The organism is Vibrio sp. B1ASS3 (assembly GCF_905175355.1).
In the GTDB taxonomy this organism is placed as follows: Bacteria; Pseudomonadota; Gammaproteobacteria; order Enterobacterales; family Vibrionaceae; genus Vibrio; species Vibrio owensii.
Window position 1 is genome coordinate 175,091 of the sequence record NZ_HG992743.1, and the last position, 23,543, is coordinate 198,633.

Annotated in this window: 22 protein-coding genes, 1 tRNA gene and 1 riboswitch; of the genes, 14 read left to right on the forward strand and 9 right to left on the reverse strand. The window is 45.3% G+C overall.

The genetic code is table 11. The features are described from left to right. Positions 1–377 precede the first annotated feature (377 nt). Positions 378–1,778 carry a tryptophanase gene (locus KJB05_RS19220; RefSeq protein ID WP_009705100.1) on the forward strand — a complete coding sequence of 467 codons (1,401 nt, stop codon included), beginning with the start codon at positions 378–380 and terminating at the stop codon, positions 1,776–1,778. Between the two features lie 65 nt (positions 1,779–1,843). On the opposite strand, the gene KJB05_RS19225 is transcribed toward KJB05_RS19220, so the two are convergent. Next, positions 1,844–2,455: a DUF2913 family protein gene (locus tag KJB05_RS19225; protein ID WP_208444026.1), complete on the reverse strand. Its 612-nt coding sequence runs from the start codon at positions 2,453–2,455 to the stop codon at positions 1,844–1,846. Positions 2,456–2,486: 31 nt separating this feature from the next. Further along, positions 2,487–2,570, reverse strand: a tRNA-Leu gene (locus KJB05_RS19230). Between the two features lie 561 nt (positions 2,571–3,131). Here KJB05_RS19230 and KJB05_RS19235 point away from each other — a divergent pair. The 3 genes from KJB05_RS19235 to KJB05_RS19245 all read left to right on the forward strand — a co-directional run bounded on the left by KJB05_RS19235 (position 3,132) and on the right by KJB05_RS19245 (position 6,748). After that, a complete protein-coding gene (locus KJB05_RS19235) occupies positions 3,132–4,340 on the forward strand; it encodes a NupC/NupG family nucleoside CNT transporter (RefSeq protein ID WP_005438212.1) in 1,209 nt (402 codons plus the stop codon). Between the two features lie 210 nt (positions 4,341–4,550). Further along, positions 4,551–5,840 (forward strand): sugar phosphate nucleotidyltransferase, encoded by a 1,290-nt coding sequence (locus KJB05_RS19240; RefSeq protein WP_208444025.1) that lies wholly within the window; start codon positions 4,551–4,553, stop codon positions 5,838–5,840. A 113-nt stretch (positions 5,841–5,953) separates the two neighbouring features. Then, positions 5,954–6,748: a helix-turn-helix transcriptional regulator gene (locus KJB05_RS19245; RefSeq protein ID WP_208444024.1), complete on the forward strand. Its 795-nt coding sequence runs from the start codon at positions 5,954–5,956 to the stop codon at positions 6,746–6,748. Between the two features lie 36 nt (positions 6,749–6,784). On the opposite strand, the gene KJB05_RS19250 is transcribed toward KJB05_RS19245, so the two are convergent. Together KJB05_RS19250 and KJB05_RS19255 are read right to left on the reverse strand one after the other, a co-directional pair. After that, positions 6,785–7,885, reverse strand: coding sequence for a DUF3541 domain-containing protein (locus KJB05_RS19250; RefSeq protein WP_208444023.1), 1,101 nt, complete (start codon positions 7,883–7,885; stop codon positions 6,785–6,787). Positions 7,886–7,954: 69 nt separating this feature from the next. Next, positions 7,955–8,563 (reverse strand): alpha-ketoglutarate-dependent dioxygenase AlkB, encoded by a 609-nt coding sequence (locus tag KJB05_RS19255; RefSeq protein WP_132699604.1) that lies wholly within the window; start codon positions 8,561–8,563, stop codon positions 7,955–7,957. A 141-nt stretch (positions 8,564–8,704) separates the two neighbouring features. Here KJB05_RS19255 and KJB05_RS19260 point away from each other — a divergent pair, with 141 nt between their 5' ends. After that, the gene (locus KJB05_RS19260; RefSeq protein ID WP_208444022.1) at positions 8,705–10,063 is read left to right on the forward strand and encodes a diguanylate cyclase; all 1,359 of its coding nucleotides are present in this window, start codon (positions 8,705–8,707) and stop codon (positions 10,061–10,063) included. A 409-nt stretch (positions 10,064–10,472) separates the two neighbouring features. On the opposite strand, the gene KJB05_RS19265 is transcribed toward KJB05_RS19260, so the two are convergent. Next, the gene (locus tag KJB05_RS19265) at positions 10,473–12,029 is read right to left on the reverse strand and encodes a DUF3612 domain-containing protein (RefSeq protein ID WP_005438205.1); all 1,557 of its coding nucleotides are present in this window, start codon (positions 12,027–12,029) and stop codon (positions 10,473–10,475) included. Positions 12,030–12,203: 174 nt separating this feature from the next. Here KJB05_RS19265 and KJB05_RS19270 point away from each other — a divergent pair, with 174 nt between their 5' ends. After that, positions 12,204–12,782: a malate synthase gene (locus KJB05_RS19270; protein WP_005438204.1), complete on the forward strand. Its 579-nt coding sequence runs from the start codon at positions 12,204–12,206 to the stop codon at positions 12,780–12,782. A gap of 119 nt (positions 12,783–12,901) precedes the next feature. Here the strand turns inward: KJB05_RS19270 and KJB05_RS19275 are convergent, their stop codons facing one another. After that, positions 12,902–13,915, reverse strand: coding sequence for a GGDEF domain-containing protein (locus KJB05_RS19275; RefSeq protein WP_005438203.1), 1,014 nt, complete (start codon positions 13,913–13,915; stop codon positions 12,902–12,904). Positions 13,916–14,213: 298 nt separating this feature from the next. Between KJB05_RS19275 and KJB05_RS19280 the strand changes: the two genes are divergently transcribed. From KJB05_RS19280 to KJB05_RS19290, 3 genes are read left to right on the forward strand one after another with little or no spacing between them, the layout of a single operon-like run. Continuing rightward, entirely contained in the window at positions 14,214–15,566 is a 1,353-nt protein-coding gene (locus KJB05_RS19280) for a DASH family cryptochrome (protein ID WP_208444021.1), read from the forward strand. Then, positions 15,566–17,110, forward strand: coding sequence for a cryptochrome/photolyase family protein (locus KJB05_RS19285; protein WP_208444020.1), 1,545 nt, complete (start codon positions 15,566–15,568; stop codon positions 17,108–17,110). The genes KJB05_RS19280 and KJB05_RS19285 overlap by 1 nt, the downstream gene beginning before the upstream one ends. Next, the gene (locus KJB05_RS19290) at positions 17,110–17,817 is read left to right on the forward strand and encodes an SDR family oxidoreductase (protein ID WP_208444019.1); all 708 of its coding nucleotides are present in this window, start codon (positions 17,110–17,112) and stop codon (positions 17,815–17,817) included. The genes KJB05_RS19285 and KJB05_RS19290 overlap by 1 nt, the downstream gene beginning before the upstream one ends. Before the next feature lie 61 nt (positions 17,818–17,878). Here KJB05_RS19290 and KJB05_RS19295 read toward each other — a convergent pair whose 3' ends face one another. Continuing rightward, complete coding sequence (locus tag KJB05_RS19295; protein WP_208444018.1) at positions 17,879–18,025, reverse strand: DUF2256 domain-containing protein; 147 nt, start codon at positions 18,023–18,025, stop codon at positions 17,879–17,881. A 44-nt stretch (positions 18,026–18,069) separates the two neighbouring features. After that, positions 18,070–19,212 carry a peptide-methionine (R)-S-oxide reductase MsrB gene (gene msrB, locus KJB05_RS19300; protein ID WP_027726693.1) on the reverse strand — a complete coding sequence of 381 codons (1,143 nt, stop codon included), beginning with the start codon at positions 19,210–19,212 and terminating at the stop codon, positions 18,070–18,072. Between the two features lie 185 nt (positions 19,213–19,397). On the opposite strand from msrB, the gene KJB05_RS19305 reads away from it, so the two are divergent. The 4 genes from KJB05_RS19305 (at position 19,398) to KJB05_RS19320 (ending at position 21,677) form a co-directional block, all read left to right on the forward strand. Beyond that, on the forward strand, positions 19,398–19,796 hold the full coding sequence (locus KJB05_RS19305) for an OsmC family protein (RefSeq protein ID WP_208444017.1): 399 nt from the start codon (positions 19,398–19,400) through the stop codon (positions 19,794–19,796). 111 nt (positions 19,797–19,907) lie between these two features. Further along, complete coding sequence (locus KJB05_RS19310) at positions 19,908–20,462, forward strand: sugar O-acetyltransferase (RefSeq protein ID WP_208444016.1); 555 nt, start codon at positions 19,908–19,910, stop codon at positions 20,460–20,462. 121 nt (positions 20,463–20,583) lie between these two features. Then, the gene (locus tag KJB05_RS19315) at positions 20,584–21,399 is read left to right on the forward strand and encodes a hypothetical protein (RefSeq protein WP_208444015.1); all 816 of its coding nucleotides are present in this window, start codon (positions 20,584–20,586) and stop codon (positions 21,397–21,399) included. A gap of 44 nt (positions 21,400–21,443) precedes the next feature. Continuing rightward, positions 21,444–21,677: a hypothetical protein gene (locus KJB05_RS19320; protein WP_009705085.1), complete on the forward strand. Its 234-nt coding sequence runs from the start codon at positions 21,444–21,446 to the stop codon at positions 21,675–21,677. 73 nt (positions 21,678–21,750) lie between these two features. Here the strand turns inward: KJB05_RS19320 and KJB05_RS19325 are convergent, their stop codons facing one another. Further along, a complete protein-coding gene (locus KJB05_RS19325; protein ID WP_009705084.1) occupies positions 21,751–21,933 on the reverse strand; it encodes a hypothetical protein in 183 nt (60 codons plus the stop codon). A 360-nt stretch (positions 21,934–22,293) separates the two neighbouring features. Continuing rightward, positions 22,294–22,391: riboswitch (guanidine-I (ykkC/yxkD leader) on the forward strand. Positions 22,392–22,457: 66 nt separating this feature from the next. Between KJB05_RS19325 and KJB05_RS19330 the strand changes: the two genes are divergently transcribed. Continuing rightward, a complete protein-coding gene (locus tag KJB05_RS19330) occupies positions 22,458–23,531 on the forward strand; it encodes a putative urea ABC transporter substrate-binding protein (protein ID WP_244142873.1) in 1,074 nt (357 codons plus the stop codon). Positions 23,532–23,543 lie beyond the last annotated feature (12 nt).

Below are 23,543 nucleotides of genomic sequence, written 5' to 3' on the forward strand. Positions count from 1 at the left end.
CTGCAACGGGTTGCTAATAAGTCCTTAAAAACTTGGAATTTTATAGTTTATTGGTATGAAAAGTGAGGGCGGGTTCACTGAAAATTGTTTAAATCTTGCTCTATAGTGAAAAGGTCAGCGGCACAGTGTCACTGACCTTTACTTTATTTAGATCAGGAGGACGAGAATGACGAGAATTAAGGATATTCTTGATAGCCGTTTAGTGCTGTCGTTCTGGTATAACCTCGACTACTGTTTGTCCCTTCTCAGTAAGATTTCTGTTCGTTAATTTCCTCAATGCTCCCGCATTGAACCTTTCTATTTTTATTAATAAAAATCAGAAAATTAAAGCAGATTGCGCTTATTCGCGCAAAGCAATGCGTATAAGGAAATTAATAATGAAACGTATCCCAGAACCGTTCCGTATCAAAATGGTTGAGCCAATCAAAATGACGACGTTGGCTGACCGAGAAATTGCCCTTAAACAAGCGGGCTTTAACCCATTTCTTCTTCGTAGTGATGATGTTTACATCGACTTGCTAACTGACTCTGGCACTGGTGCTATGAGTGACAATCAGTGGGCCGGCATCATGATGGGTGATGAGTCCTACGCGGGGAGTCGCAACTATTACAACTTGTGTGATGCGGTAGAGCACTTCTTTGGTTACAAGCTTACTGTGCCAGCGCACCAAGGCCGTGGTGCCGAGCAAATCTTATTCCCAGCCTTGATTGAGCGCATGCGTCAGGTTCGTGGAGGTGAGACTCCAGTGTTCATCTCTAACTATCACTTCGATACTACAGCGGGCCACATTGAACTCAATGGCGGTAAAGCGATTAACGTAGTGACGGAAGAAGCGTTCGATACGACAACGCCATATGACTGGAAGGGTAACTTTGACCTTAATAAGCTGGTGGCCACGATCGAAGAACACGGTTCTCATAACATCTGTGCGATCATCACCACGGTCACGTGTAATAGCTCTGGTGGTCAGCCTGTGTCGATGGAAAACATGCGCAGCGTGTACGAAATCGCAACCAAGTACGACATCCCTGTGGTGATTGATTCGGCTCGCTACTGCGAAAACGCTTACTTTATCAAGCAGCGTGAAGCGGGTTACGAGAACAAGTCGATTCTGGAAATCATCCGTGAGATGTACCAGTACGGCGATATGCTCACCATGTCTGCGAAGAAAGACCCAATGGTAAACATTGGTGGTATGTGCTGTATTCGCGATCACCAAGAGCTATTCCAAGCGGTACAAACACGATGCGTTCCGATGGAAGGTTTTGTCACTTACGGTGGTATGGCTGGCCGTGATATGGAAGCCTTGGCTCGTGGTCTATATGAAGGCGCTGATGAAGACTACCTTCACTACCGCATTAGCCAAGTTCAGTACTTGGGTGAGCGTCTGCGCGAAGGTGGCATTCCAATCCAATACCCAACCGGTGGTCATGCCGTCTTTGTTGATGCGGCTAAGATTTTGCCTCATATCCCACCAGAGCAATTCCCTGCACAAGTGTTGTGTAATGCTTTGTACTTAGAGGCGGGGATTCGAGCGGTAGAGATTGGTTCACTGTTGCTTGGTCGAGATCCGGAAACAGGTGAACAGAAAGCCTCTGAGCTGGAGTTGATGCGTTTGACTATTCCGCGTCGTGTGTACACCAATGACCATATGGACTACATCGCCGATGCGATCATTGAGTTGAAGGACCGAGCGCATGAGTTGAAGGGGTTAACCTTTGATTACGAGCCGCCAGTGCTTCGTCACTTCACTGCACGTTTTCACAATATTGAATAAGATGGGTTTCTAGAAAAGCAAAAGGCTGCGGTGTTCGCAGCCTTTTTTATCTTTGCCGTTTGCGATTACGCTAACTCTAGCGTGATTCGCACAAATTGCTCGTCTTGATACAACACTTCGTAATTGAAGGTGTTACTCGCATAAATACTACCTAGGAACAACGAACGTTGGCTCATTGGCCCACGGAAAAGCATCGAAATTGGTGCGATCAAGGCGTTATTGTCGTCGAAATGTTGGTTTAAATTCTCTGATAACACACACAGCAAGCAGCCATGTTGATCGTGGGAGAGATCTACATCTTCCGGACGAGAAAGTAGTACAGTTGTACCCAGCTTTTTCTCAACTTCATTGATCAACAGTAGGTAACTGTCGAGGTGAGGCTGTGGGTTTCCTGGTTTATCGGCACCTACACAACGTTCGAGTAAGGCTTCTAAATTGCCATTTTCCCCTTTTGCCTGTTGAGTCAGAGACTTTAATGGCTTTTTAATCAGTTTGTAGCGATTGCTTTTTAGTTTCGGTTTTAACCACTTCTGGAGCAGGTCGTTACGTTCTTTTAAGGGAATAATTCGCGATGACGCGTGGATTTTGAAGTGCAGGTGTAATAAAGCGTGCACCGCAAGTTCACTAAGTAATTGATTAGCGTCCGCGGATTGTTTTGCCTGCTTAGAACTTTGCATTACACTCTAAATTTCTTTGTAAAGAAAGGAATGGTGCCGAGAGAGGGACTCGAACCCTCACACCAAAGGCACTAGCACCTCATGCTAGCGTGTCTACCAATTTCACCATCTCGGCATCATGATGCTCTGAATACACAGAGGCTTCGGAATGAAGCGTTCCAAATTGTATATCCAAAATCCATAGATTGGCGAGAGCAAAATTGCTCATTTTTGGTCTTTGGTGTTCAACTGAACATTTATTGTTCATTTTTAGCCATTTCATCTTACCTTTCCCTCCTAATACCCCTATTTTCCCTACAAGTATGACCATAAAAAGGCATCTTTGCTTAAATTATGAACGCTTGAACGTTTGCGTAAATAAATGTGATGAAACTCTCGTTTTGATGGCTATACTTGCGACCCGTTTAAGCGGGAATTAGGGTTCGTTGTTCAGGACCCTTACCCATACAAGCCGTCACATGGAGCGAGATGAGTTACGAACTCTCTAGCAGTGAATGACCCCACGGACCGGACCAGCTACGTTCAATTGCTTGTATAAGGTAAAAATAAGATGTCGAACTATCCGTTCTTCCTCCAATCTGGATCTGCGAGTGCATCGTCACTCGATGCGTTGTCTCTTTCTTCTGCCAATGCTTTTGGCGCTCCTTTCTTTTTCAACGTTCAGTAGGTCCGATTCATGAGTGTTCTATTTAGTCTATTTGGTATTGTTGCACTACTAGGTTGTGCGTTCCTGCTGTCAGAGAGCCGTTCTTCAATCAATTGGAAAACTGTGTCTCGAGCATTGTTGCTTCAAATGGGTTTTGCAGCTTTAGTGCTTTATTTCCCATGGGGGCAAGCGGCACTGGCGAGTTTGAGTAGTGGTGTTGCAGGGTTATTAAGTTTTGCCGATGAAGGCATCAAATTCCTCTTTGGTGACCTTGCTTCTACTGGCTTCATCTTCGCGGTTCGCGTTCTTCCTATCATCATCTTCTTCAGCGCTCTTATCTCTGCCCTTTACTACTTGGGCATCATGCAAAAAGTAATTCAATTTATCGGCGGTGCAATCCAAAAATTCTTGGGTACCAGCAAAGCTGAATCTCTTGTTGCAACAGGTAACATCTTCCTATCTCAAGGCGAATCGCCACTTCTTATCCGTCCTTTCTTGCAAAACATGACTCGTTCAGAACTGTTCGCGGTAATGGCGGGTGGTATGGCATCAGTAGCGGGTAGTGTTCTAGGTGGTTACGCAGGTCTAGGTGTTGAGTTGAAATACCTAATCGCAGCAAGCTTCATGGCAGCACCTGGTAGCTTGTTGATGGCAAAAATCATTGTGCCAGAGCGTCAAACACCAAGCGATTACAACAACATCGAGCTGGACAAATCAGAAGAAAGCAACGTGATCGACGCGCTAGCAAGCGGTGCGATGGGCGGTATGAAAGTCGCGGTTGCGGTAGGTACAATGCTGATCGCGTTTGTAAGTGTGATTGCGATGGTGAACACCGGCCTGGAAAATCTAGGCGAAATGTTCGGCTTTGCAGGTATCACGCTACAGGCAATCTTTGGCTACCTATTTGCTCCTCTTGCTTGGTTGATTGGTGTGCCTAGTCACGAAGTTCTAGCGGCAGGTTCTTACATCGGTCAGAAAATCGTAATGAACGAATTCGTGGCATTCATCGACTTCGTACAACATAAAGCAACTCTGACTGAACACACACAAGTGATCATCACGTTTGCGCTGTGTGGTTTCGCAAACATCGGTTCTATTGCCATTCAACTTGGTTCTATCGGTGTGATGGCTCCAGAGCGTCGTAAAGACGTAGCGAACATGGGTCTGAAAGCGGTAGCAGCAGGCACGCTAGCTAACCTAATGAGTGCATGTTTGGCGGGTATCTTTATCTCTCTATAAAGGAATGCCAGCACATAAAATACTTTAATAAAACCCGCCAATTTGGTGGGTTTTATTTTATTAGGCTACCGAATGAGAGGTTGGTTAAATATTTAAGAGTACATCGCTCTGTATTATTCATTTCTGAGTCATTTGCTCCTTATATCGAATAGTATTGCCGTACGGTTTGGGCTTACTTTCTAATTTGTTAATATGACAAGGAGGAAGAGCGTGACGTCAAAAGTCGTATCGGTGGTGCTTGCCGATAGAGAGCGGACAGGGCTAGGGCCTCTAACAGAAACATGTTGTAAATCGGTCACGCAGTTTGCGGGATCTCATCGTTTGATTGATTTTGCCTTGAGCAATCTGATTCAGGCAGGCGTTAAACGAAATCTGGTTTTAACCCGCTTTCATTGTGCTGCGTTGAACACTCACATTGAACAGGCGTGGCAAAGCTATCAAGCACGCATCGAAGTGCTTGAGCCGACTTATCCTCAAACTACTTATCCTCAAACTCGGCTTTTGCCTGCATTGGAACAAAATTGGACCGATGTACTGTTGCAGAATCTTGATTCGATTAATCACCCGACCGATGAGCATGTACTGTTGGTTGGTGGTGAGCAAATTCATCGCAACTACATTGCCTCGTTACTTCAATACCACCAAATCCAAAAAGCAGAACTGACTTTGGTTGTCGTACAGGTGCCAATCGAGCAAGCCTCGAAATATCATGTCGTAGAACTGGATGCTCAACGTCATGTTGTGAGTATTCAACATCAACCAGAACATCCTGCAGAAATACCAAACAAGCCGGGCTTTGCCATGGTGCTGACAGAAAACTATCTCTTCCAACGTCCAGTGTTAGTAAAGGGATTGTTTACTAACGCGAAAAAGCTCGATGGTCAGCATGATCTGACTAAGGATATTGTTGGTCTAATGGCTCGTCGTGTGAAGGTTGAGTTGTTTGATCTCGGAGTTCTTTATTCAGAGCAAACGCCTATGTATTGGCATGGATTGAATAACGTTGACGACTATTGGCGTGCACAAATGATGTTGTTGACGGAAAACCACCGTTTGAAAAAATCTCAATCAGAGCCGCTATTAAGTGAAAAAGCGCAGTCAGATAGACCTTGTCAACGCAATGATATTGATGGCATTAAAGTGCGCATTAAAGACAGCTACATCGCGTCAGGGTGCAACATTGAAGGGGCTTGTTCTATCCGCTCAGTGATTGGTGTTGACTGTGACTTGGGCAGAAACAGTATCCTGCATGAAGCGGTGCTCATGGGGCGCTGCCAAATTGGGGCGAATAGCCGAATTACCCGTGCAATCATTGAAGAGGATGTCCATATTGCTCCGGGCACGGTCATTGGAGAAAAGCCGGAAAAAGACAGTGAGCAATTCTTCATTACCGAAGGTGGACTTGTGGTGATCCCAAGGGGCAGTCGTGTCGGGTTTGAAAGTGAACTTGCGCCTCTGCACGAGAATTACCCCGAAGGCGTTACAGCCAACACTTTCTAATAAAAGGTATGGTGGTTTCTAAAGAAGGTTCTACCAAAAGACAATTTGTTGTCTATTCTAATTTATAAAGATAAATAAAATTCTAAATTACAATAAGTTGGCTAGGAGAGAGCATGCAGTTTGAACGCGCTCATTTTGCAGATGCACTAAAACATTTCAGGAAAAAATCTAAATATTCGCAAGATGCCTTGGCCGAGTTACTTTCTTCCGCTCATCGTGTGTTTTCAAGTTTGAATCAAGCCACACTCAGTCAGTGGGAAAGGGGGCGAATAGAACCGACACTGTTACGTCGCCTAGGTATCGCTCACTTCTTTCAGCAGCCCTATCATTATGATGAGCAAGAGCTAAAAAGCGTCAAGAAGGCATTGCAACACCCGGTGAATTTTCAGAACTTAAGCACTGTGTACGAGTATGAGATTACTCATCGTAGCCATGTCGCTTTCGAGAAACTGGACGAAGATGACAAACAGTTGATTTGTGAGTCACATTATCGGCAAAACGGCAGTGCGGTAACGGATACATTAGACGCTCTGCACCTCACGCAACCAAAGGTATTTTGCTTCTACTACAAAAAAATGCTGGTGGGGCACATTCTTTATGAACAAAAGCAGAACGCGATTTATCTGGTGAGTGTGGTGTTCCTCACTAAAACCATCCGAACGGCATTGCTTTCTCATATTGCTGAAATCAGTAAAGGTTTGACGGTTTACTTCCCGATCCGAGACCACAGTTTGAATCAGTTTATGGAAGACTGTTTTTTAGAGAAGTGTTGTTATAGCCACAGCGTTACGTTTTATGCCGGAACCAGTGAGCAGTTTTTTGAGAATCCGATGATCTTAAGTGTGATGCAAGGGTTTCAGGACTTTCGCTTAGTACGCTACGAGCAAGTAACAAAAAAGCAGAGTTAACCACTCTGCTTTTTAATGATTGCTTTTGCTGTTCGTTTATCGCGACTGTTCAGTCTTCTTTGGCATGAGACCATAAGGCAGGGATTCAAAGGCGTAAGGCTGATTTTTCACTGTCGGTGCTTGATGCACACCTTGCCAATCAAGCAGCATAATCGCCAATACGTTGCGGTGTTCACCGTATTTTAGATCGTAATCGCCTTCCACCGAGGGAATCATGCCTTGTTCGGTATTGATGGCGCTTTGAATCGCCTGACGTGTTTTATCAACCACCGGATCGTCATCCAAACCAGCCAACAAGAAAGTAATCCCAACCTCCGCTATCACGTCTTCTTTTGAACGCAGGATGATGGTGTCGATGTTGTCGCGAAAGTAGTCATAAATCCATTGATGATCCGCTTCATTCACCTGCTTTTGGTAGTATTGCGAATCGCCAAAGATGATGTGCGTCATACCATAAATTTTGTTGCTGTATTGCTGAGGTGACAGCTTCTTGTCTTGGCTATCAGGATACGTGCTACGGAAGGCTTTGGTAAACTGTGCCACCACATCTTGCTCTCCAAGCTGTCGCAACCAATACACTTGATTCGCTAACTGCGCAGCCCATGCTTCAATCATCTCAGGATCAGTGGCGTATCGAGAGAAATCATAGCGGCGCAAGACACTTCTCAAGGTTTTATCTTGCTTGTGTTTTAAGCCATATTCATCTGCTCTCGCCATTGCCCCTAGCAAATCCACGCCTAAATAAAAATATTCTGGCTGATGCTTGGTCACGGTATAGCGGCGCTGACCTCTTTCATCTTCTTGGTCGTGGTAATTCGCGAGGCGCTCTTCTGAATAGAGGAAGATCTGTTCTTGAGTGGTGACATCGCTGGCAAAATGGTTCAGGCGACTGGCGACTTGTGCCATGTCAGTCCAAACGGCTGGAAGGTATTTGTCATCTAAGGTTTGGCGATACATTCGAAGGCCAAAGTGCCCTTCACGAAATGCAGGCAGTGTGTAGAGCCGCGATTCATAGGTATCTTTAATTAACTGAGCGGATTGTGAATAGGTCAAAACGGGAGACTCTTGCGCGGCTTGCACTTGGAAAGCCAGTGAGCATGAAAGCAACACGGCTAAGCTGAGAGGTTTGATACGCATAAACACATTCCGTTGGAAATCTAGAATTCAAACCTACCATCAATGCTTAGTTGCTATGTAATAACTCAGTCAATAGTTGGTCACGATATGGCGGAAAGTCAGATTAATACGTTCGCCTTTTGGTTTGGCTGTTTTTGGCACTGCATGCTTCCAGTGGTGCTGAAGCTCACCCGCCATAATAAGTAATGAACCGTGGCTAAGTTCATATTCTATTTGGGTTTTACAATGTAAATTTCGCAGTAAAAATCGACGGGTTTCACCGAGGTTAATCGATGCGATAACAGGGTTTCTTCCTAGTTCTGGTTCGTTATCTTGGTGCCATCCCATGGAGTCTTGTCCATTGCGATATAAGTTGGCTAATACTGAGTTGAACTGCACTTCAGCGATGGCCTCACTGCGCGCCTTAAGTTCTGTTAGTTCAGGTGTCCAAGGATGTGGTGCCATGGTTAATCCTGAATAGGTGTAATCCACATCGCCGTGCCAAGCTTGTAAGCGAGGCTGCAAGACAGAACGACCAAACATCATGATGCTTTCTTGTTGCCAAGGTAAGGTGGAGCGGAGTTGCGAAAAGTAGCGATCAGCGTCTAATTGACTCAGAAAGTTAGGATCATAGTAGATCTTTCCCTGTGCTACTTCTTGCCAAAATGAGCTTTTAAATAAATCACCTTGTACTTGCATCTCACTTTACCTGTCTCATTTATAAAAAGGTTCGATATTTATTACCTTTCCGATAAGTATTGGTTATTCTTAAATTAAATAAGTATTTTAACAATAAATATAAAGCTTCGTGGCGAATCGCTACGAGCTAGTGGGGAACAAATGCGTTATTCACCCAGAAAACAGTGTTATTTTGCATTGTTCTTCCTCACTTTTTTTGCCTTGTCTGTTGGGGTTATCGAGCTGTTGCACCGAAACCAGCAAAACCTCCATCAAGAGCGAGTTCAAGTTGAGGCCAAAGAACAACTTTCCATTCTCCGTTCCAATTTGGAAGCGGAACTCATGGCTGACATCTACAACGCGAGCACACTTGCCACTCTCATCACTTTGCTACCCAACGAAGAAGAGCGCAAGCTGAATATCGCGGTTAACCGTATCCTGAACAAGAGTAAGCGCATTTCCGTTATTGGCATCGCGGAAAACGACATCGTTCGTTATCTCTTTCCTCTTCAAGGCAATGAGAGCGTTTTAGGGCTCGATTATCGCACCGTTCCTGAGCAATGGGTCCAAGTACAAAAGGCCAAAGACATTGAAGAGATATTCATAGCGGGGCCAGTTAAGTTGGTGCAAGGCGGGTTAGGGCTGATTGTGCGTGTGCCCGTTTTTCGAGATCCGCCTTTTAATGATGATTATTGGGGGGTGATCAGCGCTGTGATTGATTTTGACAGCTTGCTCCGAGAAACTGGTGTGATTGATTTCTCTTACCGCTATCACATGACTATCAGCGGGTACGATAGCGGAGGTGAATTCGGTGATGTGTTTTTCGGCCAGCCAAGCAAAAGCGGGCAAATATACGCAAAAGAGCAGGTTCACTTCCCATACGGAGGATGGAGCCTCGCCGTTTACTCGGATGACCGGTTAGAGCAGCAAGTACCTTGGTATATTTTACAACTGGCTCGCTTAGTCGGTTATCCCATCGTGTTAGCGATGAGTATTGCGTTGATTGTGATTTACCGCTTATACATCGTCGCCGACAGCCGAGCGTTGCACGATGAGCTAACGCAATTGCCAAATCGACGCTATTTTATGCAGTCATACAAGCAGCAGTTCGAAATTGCGAAGCGCTACAAAAAGCGTTACAGCTTCGCTTTGATCAACATCGATCTCGACCATTTCAAACACATTAATGATACCTATGGCCATGATGCGGGCGATAAAGTGCTGGTGGCGTGTGCGGAGAGGATCAAAAGTAGTTTGCGTCGCTCTGACATCGTGGCGCGGATGGGCGGTGATGAGTTCTTGGTGGTTGTACACAATCCAAAGACGGAAGAGAACATTCAAGCCTTGTTGAAGAAACTGAGGTTTGCATTGTGCTCAACGCCAGTTATCTATGACGAAGAGCTGATCTATTTACGAACCAGTATGGGCTACGCCATGTTTGACCCAGAAATGACCTCACCGCAGCAAATGATGAAAATCGCAGACGAGCGTATGTATCAACAAAAACACTATGGCGGGTAGCGTTTAAAACGAAGTAGGCTTGCAAAGCAACGTCTATAAGCGAAATGCAACGTTAGAATACAGACAGTTAGAGCCTCGTATACCTACGGGGCTTTTTCATTTTGACAGTCTTTCTTATTTAAACGCTGATTTGCTGATAAAGGGATTAGTAGCAATGTGTGTAGTAGCATATTTTGCATTGATTTGCATTTTGCAACTGCGATTTGCAAAGTGTATGCTCAATAAAGCACCAATATGCATCAAGATCGAAGAAAAAACGGAGTTTTAAAAGTTGGCACGCATCGTGCTTTATACAGAGTGACCCTTATTAAGCCGAGGGTCACCTAGCCAACTGACGTTGTTAGTGAATACACATTGTTCACAGATATATACCGCCAATCACCTTTATTGTGATTGGCGTTTTTTCTTTCTAGAGGTCAAGAATTTGCACCTCATCGCCCGCTTCCCCTGAATCTCCGCACTTGTTGTAACAGCTTGGCTGTCTTGGACACACCGCACCTCTCGAACAAATCAATCGAGCTTGAGTTTGAATCCCACGTTCAATCCAGTTGATGTTGAGTATCTTAGCTATCGTGGTGAGATCTTTCTTAATGTGCTGAGGAATCACAGTACTACCGCCTGACGATACGCATAGAGACTTCAACTCTTCTGCAATCGCAATAGCGTCACCACCTTGGGCTGAAATCGCAGGGTTGAGGTCTATACCTGCACACAGAACACGATTGTTACCGGCTGGGTCGAAGACGTTGACCGATTCACAGCAGTAGATACGCGGCTCATTACCGACATTAAGAATCGAAATTTGCGCAGAACTGGTATCCAGTGGTTGGGACAAGCGACGAAATACCGCCCAATGCTGACAAGGGTCATTTACCTTGCGCATGTTACCCCAAGGAAGCGGGATACCATTACCGCGATACACGGCTTTGAGTTTGCCTGGTCCATAAGCATCGAAGTAATGCCAGTGTGGATAGGGTGACACCACCGTCATGCGACGCATTGCGACCGAAGGGGAAACCCCGGCTTTTTTGTGCACATCGATTTCATAACCAGAGCGGTCAAGCAGCTGGCGAAATGGCACTTTTGGACACAGCAAGGCACCAGCAAAGAAGCTCGACTCAAAATCGCGCCATGCTTGTAGAATGTCTTGTGAGTTGAGCTCAGAGTTTGAAACCTGCGAACCACTTTGCTCCCAGTTGTTCTGATGCCCAATAGACAGCACGTTACTCATACCGTCACTGCTGTGCAGTACTCGATGGCCGATGTACACCGCTAAGTCGTACTTCAAACGTGTTGGATAATCACGCATGCGTTTGTTGAGGTAAATCGTCCCCGGCGCTTCCATGAACGACGTGATCAACTGCTTTGCACTCACGCCAAGTTCATCAATCACATCTTGCGGTGCTCGGTCTACCCAGCGAATGTCTAGCCCCATGCTTTTTGCAATGTCGATCAGATCTTCCACTGACAGATTGAGCCTCTTTAAGCCCACTTCTTCCGCTGCCCGTTCCAGATCTGGGAAGTGGTTTTGGTGGTTTTCTTGGTGTGCTCGAATCAATAGATGAGCAAACTGACGCCCTGTGATACCAGTTTGGGAGAGCATTTCTGGTATCGCGATTTGCAGGATATCGTTAGAGAACAGGAAGCTGGGTTCGAGCGCCATCCCGTTAATGCCGCCACGGTTGCCTTTATTGGGCGTGATGGCTTCGAGCTCTGGCTCATCGTCTAAAAACCAAGCGGGTTCTTTTTGGAAAACTTCGGCGATCACTTCCAACATATCGATGCTCGGGACGCGTTTTCCACGTTCGATCATCGACAGATAAGAAACCGACGGCGCGTATTCAGGATTGATCCTAACGCAACGCGCAGACAAATCTTCCATCGTTAAATGGTTATTCTTCCTTAGGTTACGAATTTTCGTCCCTAAGAAGTGTGATTGGCGGATAAGACTTTTTGACACAGACATTTTGTAAAATTCACATTGTAAAATTTTTGTTGTGAAATTGTAGTAAAAATTTCGCTAGTCTACATAATGAGCAGGCAAGGAAATTAACCATCCACTTCACAGATTTGCCTGAAACTTAAACGGAAGTTTTAAGTTTTTACTCTAGGAAGAGTGTTTAAGTGCGAGGAAACGACGATGAATATGCTGAATTTCGATAAAAAAGACATCCAACAACAAGAACGCCCATTTATCGCTGAAGCCGTATTTGCCGTCGAGGCGGTAAGTGCTGAGCAGCAGAGTGAGAAACAAGTTAAGGCGAAGCAACTACTAGACCGTATGTTCCCACTGGAGAACGGTTCTCACCAAGACGTATCAAGCTACGTGATCGACTACCGCCATGTTATGGCTTACTTCAAAGACGGTACCCACAGCGGTCTTAAAAGCCCAAAGCATTTTGTGGCGTACACAGGTGAGAAAGAAGACCCTAAATCGATTCTGTTTAAAGACGAATCAGGTAGCCACGCAGAAGTGATGTTTGGTTGTCACAAAGGCACAGGTTGTGTGGAGTTGATGGACATCGACGATATCCAATTGGAGACACGCACCACCTTTAGCCCAGAACTAACCGGCAATGCACCAACTGCGATGCGCCACTGGATCAGCCTAATCAAAGGCGATAAGAAAGGTAAACCAATGGCATGCAGTGAAGACAAAGAATACACCGCGAAGAACGGCGATGATTACTTCTTAAGCTACTGCTACAGCATTGATTAATGACTTAAGAAACAAATAACAAGCCAGCCCAAGAAAGACAAAACCCCAAGCAAGCGCTTGGGGTTTTGTTTATATTTTTAGCCTGTGTGAATTGCTTTCGCTAGTTTGCTTTACTTGCATTACAGCGGCATCACACGGTTGCGACCCAGTTGTTTGGCTTCGTAGAGCTGTTTATCCGCTTTGTTCACTAAGCTTTCTGGCGTATCACCCACTTCGAACTCCGCCACACCAAACGATGCGGTAATGCTTTGCACTTGAGTGCCAGAGCGTTTGTCACGGACGCGAAGTTTCTCAATCATTCGACGCAAAGTGTCTGCGTATTGGCGCGCAATACGTAGCGACTTATTCGGGATAATAACGGCGAACTCTTCACCACCAAAACGATAAGCGCTGATACCATCACGGCAGCTTTGTTGCAGACGGCGCGCAATGGCTTTAATCACCGTATCGCCAAACAAATGGCCGTAGTTGTCGTTAAATGCTTTGAAGTGATCAATATCTAACATCACCAAGGTCATTGCTTGGTTACTGTCGATCAGCATTTGCAGGTCGTTATCGAAAGCACGGCGGTTGTACAGGTTTGACAGGCCATCAAACAGCGCGTCTTTTTGTACTTCAGCCAGCTGGTTTTTAAGACGGGAAATCTCTTCACTGGCCGTGGTGAGTTGGCTATTTAGGAATTTGGTGGAATGGCGAATCTCGCGGGATTCAACAACAAGCTGACGAACAACATTCATCACTTCTTCGATGCTCAGGCTGTTGTCTTCAACTTTTTCTAGTTTGTTGAAGCTCTTGTCTACCATGTCTGAGAAGGATGAAGTATCCGTAATGGTGTCACTCATTGAGCTAGAGACTTCACCCAGCAGCACTTCGACGTTCGTTTTGAGCTCTTCTAAGCTGGTTTCAGCTTTGCTCGCCACGTAGTTGTTGTAGAGCTGTTTATGCATAGCGGGTGGACAGACGTCATAATTCTCCAGAACCATATCTAACTCTTGGTTTAGTTCTGGGATCGTCTTGTCTACGTAGGTGTACCACAGCGCGTAGTTGGCAGGTGTCGCCGCTACGTGGTTCTTTATCATTAGTGGCACCGCTTTTTTCAGATTTGCGGTTGATTTCTTAAATTCGTCGGTCATTTCTGCGGTGTTACAAGCAAAATGGAATTAGGCTAAGGGTAACGGATATAAAACAATATCGCTTTAATTTTTGTCATTTTTGCTTGGTTTTCTTAAAAAAAATGAGCAAATAATCAAACAGTTTCATGAATGTAAGGTTTGATTATTAAATTTGATAAAATTATCCGTAACATTCTGTTTACTAAAGAGGTTTGTTTGATGGAGTTTTGAGCAATGTCGATGGTGCGCTGATCGTGACCAACGAAGATGCGTAAAAACTGGCATGTGCGTAATAGAAAAGAGCCAAAAGGAGCTTCTTTTGAACAAAACAATCGGACTGTACTGGTTTACCAACGATTTAAGATTGCACGACAATCCGCTCCTACTAAGAGCTTCTGCAGAAGTTGATTTGCTTATCTGTATATACTGCTATCCAAAGGTTTCCTCCTACCTGAAGCAATACGCACAAGAGCCGGAGTTCGGGTTTGCCAAACAACAATTTTTGGATGAGTCGCTGCATTGCCTGAATTTGTCTTTGAATGCACTTAATCAGCGTTTGCAGGTTGTTGACTTACATCCATACCAAGCGATCAAGCACGCTGCTGACAAACTTGGCGTCACGCACCTCTATGTGGATGCTGTTGCTGGATCAGACGAGCAAGATGTGGTCGATAAGATTCAAGCAGAAGCGCCCCATTTAGTGGTTATTCAGAGTGAAGTACGTAGCTTGTTTTCTGTTGAAGATTTACCTTTTGAGCTTGAAGCGCTTCCTGATACCTTCACCAAGTTCCGAAAAAAGGTTGAGAAACTTGCTCTAACCGAACCTGTAGAAGCAGTGACGACATTGCCTCCGCTGCCAGACGGACTCGCACTGCCGACGTTGAGTTTGACCCGTGACGTCCAGCTAAGCCTGTTTACTGGTGGTGAGCGAGCAGGGCTTGAACATTGTCGTCAGTATTTTGCTTCAACACTAGCAAGTGAATACAAGCAAACGCGCAACGGTTTAGATGGTATGGATTACTCCACCAAGTTCTCTCCTTGGTTAGCTCATGGGGGTCTTTCTCCGAAAACCATTTATGCCATGTTGAAACGTTATGAAGCTGCGAATGGCGCAAATGATTCAACCTATTGGATTTACTTCGAACTGCTTTGGCGTGAATACTTTTATTGGTATGCCCGTCGATACAAGCGGCAGCTGTTCCGATTCGGTGGCATCCAAAATCAAGCACCACTCACCAGCTTTTATGCGCACCGTTTTCAACAATGGAAGAAAGGTGAAACGCCATTTCCTATCGTGAACGCGTGTATGCACCAGCTTAATGAAACCGGTTATATGTCGAATCGTGGCAGACAGTTAGTCGCCAGTTGTTTAGTGCATGAGCTTGGCCTCGATTGGCGTTATGGCGCGGCGTACTTTGAGTCACAACTGGTTGATTACGATGTGGCATCGAACTGGGGAAACTGGCAATACTTAGCAGGCGTTGGTGCTGATCCGCGTGGTTCACGACAATTCAACCTCGAAAAGCAAACCGAAATGTACGATCCGCACATGGAGTTCATCGATAGGTGGCAAGGTCGTTGTGCTGGTGCACATTTGGATGGTGTAGACATGGTCGATTGGCCGATTGTGATGGGCAGCAGTGACAAAGCTTCGTCATCGGAGAAACCGTAATGCAATTTGAAACCGTACGATTGATCTTGGGCGATCAACTTAACAGTGAGCACTCTTGGTTTCAGCAACCGGATGAGCAAGTGCTTTACCTGATTGCGGAGCTCAAGCAAGAGAATACTTACGTCACGCATCATATTCAGAAAGTGTGTGCGTTCTTTTCTGCAATGGAACAGTTTGCGAAAGAGCGTCAGAGCGAAGGTCATCAAGTTTTGCACCTCACGTTGGATGACACACAATCCTTCGACGATCTTGAGCAAGTCTTGCAACACTACGTGAGCGAAGTTGGTGCAAGTAAGTTTGAATATCAACGCCCCGATGAATACCGTTTACTAGAGCAGTTAGCCAAACTAAAGCTTGATGGGGTAGTGACTCGCTGTGTCGATTCGGAACACTTTTTGTTGCCGTTTGAGGAAATTGAATCGCAGTTCCCTCAAGGCAAACACATCATGATGGAGCATTTTTATCGTCGTATGCGCAAGCGCTTCGACATCTTGATGCAAGACGGAAAACCCGTCGGCGGAAAATGGAATTACGATGCAAATAACCGTAATAAGCTCAAAGCCAAAGATATTGAGCAACTGCCACAACCTTTGATGTTCAGCATCGACGTACGCGGCATTGTGGAGCGGTTGGCAAAACATGACATCAAAACTATCGGAAATCTCGAAGGGGATTTGTTGTGGCCAATTAATCGCGCGCAAAGCCTGTCTTTACTCGCGCATTTCTGCCAAGTCTGCTTGCCGTTGTTCGGCCGTTTTCAAGACGCCATGACAGGCCAGCACGATGCTAAGTGGAGCTTGTATCACAGCCGAATTTCATTCTCGCTCAACAGCAAATTGCTGCACCCGAGAGAAGTCATTGATGCATCACTCAAGGCATTTCACTCCAACGCAGATATCGACATTTCTCAAGTCGAAGGGTTTATTCGCCAAATCTTGGGATGGCGAGAATACATCAGAGGCGTCTACTGGGCGAATATGCCTCATTACCCGAAAAAGAACGAGTTGGGCGCAGACAGAAAGCTGCCAGACTTCTTTTGGAATGGCGAAACCAAAATGGCCTGTATGCGCAATGCGATTGGTCAATCCCTCGATTATGCCTACGCACACCATATCCAACGTTTGATGGTCACAGGTAACTTCTGTTTGCTAACCGAGATAGATCCAGACCAAGTGGATGAGTGGTATCTCGGTATCTATGTTGATGCGATTGAATGGGTCGAAATGCCGAACACTCGTGGTATGGCATTGTTTGCGGATGGCGGCATTGTTGGCACCAAACCTTACGCGGCGAGTGGCTCTTACATCAACAAGATGAGCGACTATTGCAAAGGCTGCCATTACGACAATAAAGCGCGCAGTGGGGAAGGATCGTGTCCGTTTAACAGTCTTTATTGGCGCTTTATGAACAAGCACGACAAGCGTCTCGCAACCAATCCACGAATCGGGATGATTTTCCGCTCTTGGGACAACATGGAAGAACAGCAGCGCCAAGCGATACTTGATACCGCAGAGCACTACATAGAAAACGTGGAGAACTTGTGATGGAAATACTCATCATCGGTGGCAATGGTGGAATTGGTTTGGCGATGGTGCAAGAAGCCGCAGCTCGGTTCCCTCAAGCTCGCGTGCATGCCACTTATCGTAAGCAGAAACCAGATTGGCAACACCCAAATGTCGTTTGGCATCAAGTGGATGTATCGCAAGACGATCGGGTAAAAGCATTCAGTGAGCAGATTGAACATGTCGATTGGTTGGTGAACTGCGTTGGTATGTTGCACACCCAAGACAAAGGCCCTGAGAAGAACCTTAGCTCGCTCGACGCAGACTTCTTTCAGCAAACCATCATGGTTAATACTTTGCCAAGTTTACTGTTGGCGAAATACTTCACGCCCAAGCTAAAACGCAGTACTGCACCTAAGTTTGCGACCATTTCGGCCAAAGTTGGCAGCATTAGCGATAATCAGTTAGGTGGTTGGTACAGCTATCGAGCATCGAAAGCCGCATTAAACATGTTCCTTAAAACCATGTCGCTCGAATGGCAAAGAATGGTCAAACACGGCACTGTGCTGTCACTTCACCCAGGCACCACAGATACAGTTTTGTCGGCACCTTTTCAAACCAATGTGCCAGAGGGAAAGTTGTTCACGCCAGAGCGAGTTGCTAAGGATCTATTAGGCTTGATAGAAAAAGCAACCCCGCAAGATAGCGGGGCGTTTTGGGCTTATGATGGGACGTTATTGCCTTGGTAAGAGAACGCGTACAAACGTTAATACAAAGGAAATAACGATCTCCAGAGAGGTTCGGAGTGACCTACGTTTTCGTTGATTTATTTCTTCGGCAACGCTCAGAACAATAAACGATTTCCTCCCAATTTCGCGTCCACTTCTTTCTCCAAGAAAATGGGCGCTGACAGACCGGACAGACTTTTATGGGAAGGTTGGATTTAAAACCTTTCATCGCGCTGAATGTTCACTCCTAATTTGGTTAAAACCGTGGTTTAGCTACTTATCAAATAGGTAAAGGTAATCGCCGTAGCCTAAACTCGCCATCTTGTTTACTGGTACAAACTCCATTGCGGCTGAGTTCATGCAGTAGCGTAATCCCGTTGGCTTAGGGCCATCTTTAAATACATGACCAATATGCGAATCGCCAAACTTACTGCGGATCTCTGTGCGCGGATAAACCAGTTTAAAGTCGGTTTTCTCTACGATGTAGCCTGGGTTAATTGGTCTCGTAAAGCTTGGCCAACCTGTGCCCGATTTGTACTTATCCGTTGACGAGAACAAAGGCTCACCAGTGACGATATCAACGTAAATGCCTGCTTCTTTGTTATCCCAATACTTGTTGTTAAAAGGACGCTCTGTACCTTCTTCTTGTGTCACGTAGTATTGAAGCTCAGTCAATTTAGCTTTGATTTCTTTGTCTGAAGGCTTTTCGTACACCTTCACTTTCGTCACCAACTCTTTTTCGTTGATAAGTTCACGCAGCGTTTTTGGGTTGTCTTTACGATCTTCACCAAACACTTCATCAAGATATTTATCGCGACCTGATGCGTAGCGGTAGTATTTGTACTTCAGGCTACTCTTCTTGTAGTAATCCTGATGGTATGACTCCGCAGGGTAGAACTTCTCAAACTCGATCAGCTCTGTTTTCAACGGTTTTGGGTAGATCATCGCCTTATCGATTTCCATCATAAATTGCTCAGCAATCTGTTTCTGCTCGGCGTTATGATAGAAGATCGCTGGGCGGTATTGGGGACCACGGTCGACGAATGAGCCTTTGTCGTCAGTCGGGTCGATATGGCGGAAGAAGTAGTCCAGCACTTGTTCGTAGTTCACGACAGCGGGATCGTACTTCACCTCAATCACTTCAATATGGCCTGATTTACCAGAAGAGACTTGTCGATAAGTTGGGTTCTCTAAATCACCGCCTGAGTAACCAGAGACAACGTCTAACACGCCAGGCAATTGTTCTAAATCGGATTCGGTACACCAGAAGCAGCCACCTGCAAGTGTTGCAATGTCAGTTTTACCAGATGCGTTCATCTTATCCATGGTATCGGCGGTACCTGTTTTACTTAGCAAGATGAACAGTACAGGGAGTGTGAATGAGAATCCCACCAATAGCTTAGATACTTTCTTCATAACTTCCTCAAACGTCATTTTTCTCAATGAATGTTACGTAAGAAGACAGAAGTAAGAGCGAAAAAATTACAGTGATTACGAAAAATTCTTTGCCCTTTCTCACAACAGGGCTACAGTAACGGCACGAAACAAGCGCTCATTGGTAGAAGGTTTCCGATGAGGCAAAAGCAATAATAAGGGAAACCATGCAAGCAGAAGTAAAATGGGTCGAAGACTTTAAATTCCTTGGCCAGTCTCAATCTGGTCACTCAGTCGTGATGGATGGCAATGGCGGTGCAACGGCACCAAGCCCAATGGAAATGGTGTTGATGGCTGCTGGTGGTTGTAGCTCTGTGGACGTTGTTGATGGTCTAAAATCAGCGAGCCAGAAAGTGGCTTCTGTCAACGCAAAACTCACCACAGAACGACGTGAAACCGCGCCACGTATCTTCACTCAGGTGAACATTCACTTTGAAGTCTCTGGTGAAGCGCTAGACCCAGAAATCGTTGCTAAAGTGGCGGCGGACTCATTAGAAAAATACTGCTCAGTATGTCTAATGTTGGGCGAAGGCGTTGAGATGACTCACAGCTGGGAAATCGTATAACACCGACGTGACACAATGACAAAATAGGAAAGAGAAAAGCTCGTGCTTTTCTCTTTTTTTATTCCTCTTTTACGCTAATCTATTGTGGTCAAAAGTTGTAGGAATGATCCAGTGACCGAATTAGAAAAAATGATGTCTGGCCAAGTGTTTAACGGCACAGACGAAGAGATCGAAGCGATCCGCACTCACGCAACTCATGCGTTGAAGGCCTTCAATAACAATACCGATGAATCTCAACGTGATGTTTTGCAAAAGGATCTGTTTGGTAAAGTTGGCATGAGTATGGTCCGAGCGCCGTTCCATTGTGAGTTTGGTAAGACGATTGAAATCGGTGAAGAGACCTTCATCAACATGAATGTCGTCATGCTTGATGGAGCCAAAATCACCATTGGTAGCCACGTACTTATCGGCCCTAGTGTGCAACTTTACACGGCATCACATTCGTTGGATTACCGTAGCAGACTTAAGTGGGAAACGTTTTGTAAGCCAATCACCATTGAAGATAGTGTTTGGATTGGTGGCAATTCGGTGATCAACCAAGGGGTAACCATTGGTGCTCGCTCAGTCATTGCTGCTAACTCAGTGGTAAACAGCGATGTTCCACCAGATTGTTTGTATGGCGGTACGCCTGCCAAATTGATTCGTCGCTTAAACGAGGACGAGTAATCACACATACTCACGGCGCTTATTCTCATAATCAATAAGCGCTTGTTTACATATCGGGTTCATTAATTTATAAATTTCATGTGCTTATGTTTGTTACCTGCGAAATTTGTAAGAAGAATGTATGAAGCTGAAAGTTGTAAGTATTTGCTTAATTGTGGTGGCGGTGTTCGCGAGTGCTCGCCTCTATTTTGATGCCCAAAAGCTCGTGCTTCCGCAATGTTCCCAAGAAGAAAGAGTCGAGACTTGGGTTCAATTCGTCTTTGACTACTCCATTCTCAGCGATTTCGATATAGAAGCATTGGAAGCACGAATCGAGGAAGACTTATCCTTTTCAAATCTTATTCTCTCAAACTCATGTATCCCCATGGTTCGTAAGAGTGCTGGTTATGAATTCTTCGATGCTCGCAATGCGAAGCCAGCGGACATGTTGTCCTCCCATTATGAACTTAATCTGCAACACCCCAGTTTGTTGGAACGCGCGTACCAAGAGCCAAACTTCTATGTTGTGCTAGTCCTAAGTGAAGACAACAGTTACTTTGATTATGAGTACAAAATCGCCGAAACGTGGGTCGATCTGTTTCCTAACTTTGTGGTTTCTGATGTACGAGCTGCTCCACTCGCCTTGGAGCATGAGCTAGGGCATTTAGCGTGGGCACAACATGATTTAAAAACACTGTCATCTCAGCTTCAGAGTAGAACACTCAACTCCATGACGACGGAGGATAACCAATCACAGATCAAGCGTTATGCTCATGCTGCTTTGTGTGGTGATTCTGGAACCATCATGAGCTACTCAGATAACCTCCTACCTGTGTATTCCAGCCCAAATATTACCTATGAAGGTCAAGTCTGTGGGGATGTCGAAACCGCCGACAATGCTCGACTGTTAACTGAGTATGCGCGAGCGCTGAGGGGAAAGGTCAGTGCGAGGCTTTAGCGAGACAATTTTTAGAAAACAGAATCGATTTCAAGGAGCTTATTATGTCGAAAAAGACGGAAGTTGTTATGTGTCCTTCGTGTGGTGTGGAAACGCATCATGTTGTGGTGTTGGTCAGAAAGAAAAGTGCTTTTGAGGGAGATAAGAATCGCAGTAAGAAGGAGTTCATTTCTGGTTTTCTAAAAAGCACAGTCTTTGGTGCTTTCCTTGCGTCTATGGATGAGTTTTCTCGTCATCTAATCTGCGAAAACTGCGGCAACAAGATCATTCAAGATTGATCGTGATAGTCCTCCTGCCAATTAAACAAAAATGAGCTCCAATTTGAGCTCATTTTTTATCGATGCCTGTTACTTAAGAATGGAAGATCACTTGCTCGTCTTCCGTCATTACCAGCGTCGCTTTGTTTTGCTCAATAAGCTGCGCGGCATAAGAAGGCGTTACAGCTTGCATCTCGCCTTTTGCTTTTAGCGTCAGTGATTCCCACGCTTGGTCACGATATTTACCCGCTTGGGTGTATTGAATCAGTACTTTCATAGCTTCACACTCCGGTGTGGTTGACGTGCTACTTAAGTTAGCGCTCCTATGATGGTTGCGCACCTGTTAAAAATGAAACATTAGATTAACTAAATGCTAAGAGTTGAAGATTGAGGCTATCTCGCACCATGCTTATTGGTCAGATTCCAAAGGTATTTTGTGGTTCTACATTGCTTTGCACTAACTTGGTGATCCTTGCACTAAGTTAGTGGGCTTTTATGTAGTGGGCTATTACGAACTCAAAGTAAGGTTATGATATTTAAAGGCTTAAGTTTTTGGCATGAGATTTGGATTACTGATAACTGTGTCGCAAGAGCATAAGGTTAGAAACACTGTTATGTGTATCTAACGGACAATTTGGCAATAGACATCTAGGGTTCCGGCTGTTGATACAGTGTCTGGGTCAAGAGTTGTCAACCTCGCAAGAGGTCACACGGAGGGATAGAAGCCCGGGAGATTAAACCAAGCCATTTGGTTGTGTCTCTTGTGTTGATATCTAAGTGTGACTCATGGAGGAGATTCCAATGAAAGCTCGATTCAAGAAAAGCGTACTCACCGCAATGCTTGGCACCACTCTGTTGGCCACTGCATTTCCCTCAACAGCATTAGCAGAAGAGAAACAGAAGTTTACGCTCGCGTGGTCTATTTATGTAGGTTGGATGCCTTGGGATTATGCAGACCATTCTGGCATTTTAGACAAGTGGGCTGAGAAGTATGGCATTGAGATTGATGTCGTACAGGTCAACGATTACATCGAATCGATTAACCAGTTCACCACCGGTCAGTTTGATGCCACTGTCATGACCAATATGGATGCCTTAACCATTCCTGCTGCAAGTGGCGTAGATTCAACCGCGCTGGTTGTCGGTGACTTTTCTAATGGTAACGACGGTATTGTTCTCAAAGGTGACAAAAGTCTCTCCGATTTAAAAGGCCAATCTATCAATCTCGTTGAACTGAGTGTTTCGCACTATCTAATGGTTCGTGCTCTAGAGAGTGTTGGGCTGAGTGAGCGAGATGTTAAGGTCGTCAATACGTCGGATGCGGATCTGGTCGCCGCGTTTAGCACTAATGATGTCTCTTCCGTCGTGACATGGAACCCACTGCTCAGCGAAATTACTTCTCAACCAGATACTTCTTTTGTTTTCGACTCTTCTGATATTCCTGGGGAAATAATTGACCTTCTTGTGGTGAACACAGACACCCTGCAAAACAATCCTGCTCTGGGCAAAGCGCTGACTGGCGCATGGTATGAAATCATGTCGGTCATGCAATCCGACTCCAAAGGTGATGAAGCGAAGTCATACATGGCACAAGCTTCAGGCACAGACCTTGAAGGTTACAAGTCTCAGCTGCAAGCGACCAATATGTTTTACTCCGCCGATGATGCCGTGACTTTTACTCAAAGCCCGAAACTGGCCACGACAATGCAAAAAGTCAGCGAGTTCTCTTTCGAACATGGGTTACTGGGGGACGGCGCTCCGGATGCTAAGTTCATTGGCGTAGAGACACCTGCAGGTGTGTACGGAAACCCAAATAACATCAAACTCCGATTTACTTCTGAATACATGCAAATGGCGGCAGAGAACAAGTTGTAACTGCTGTATTTG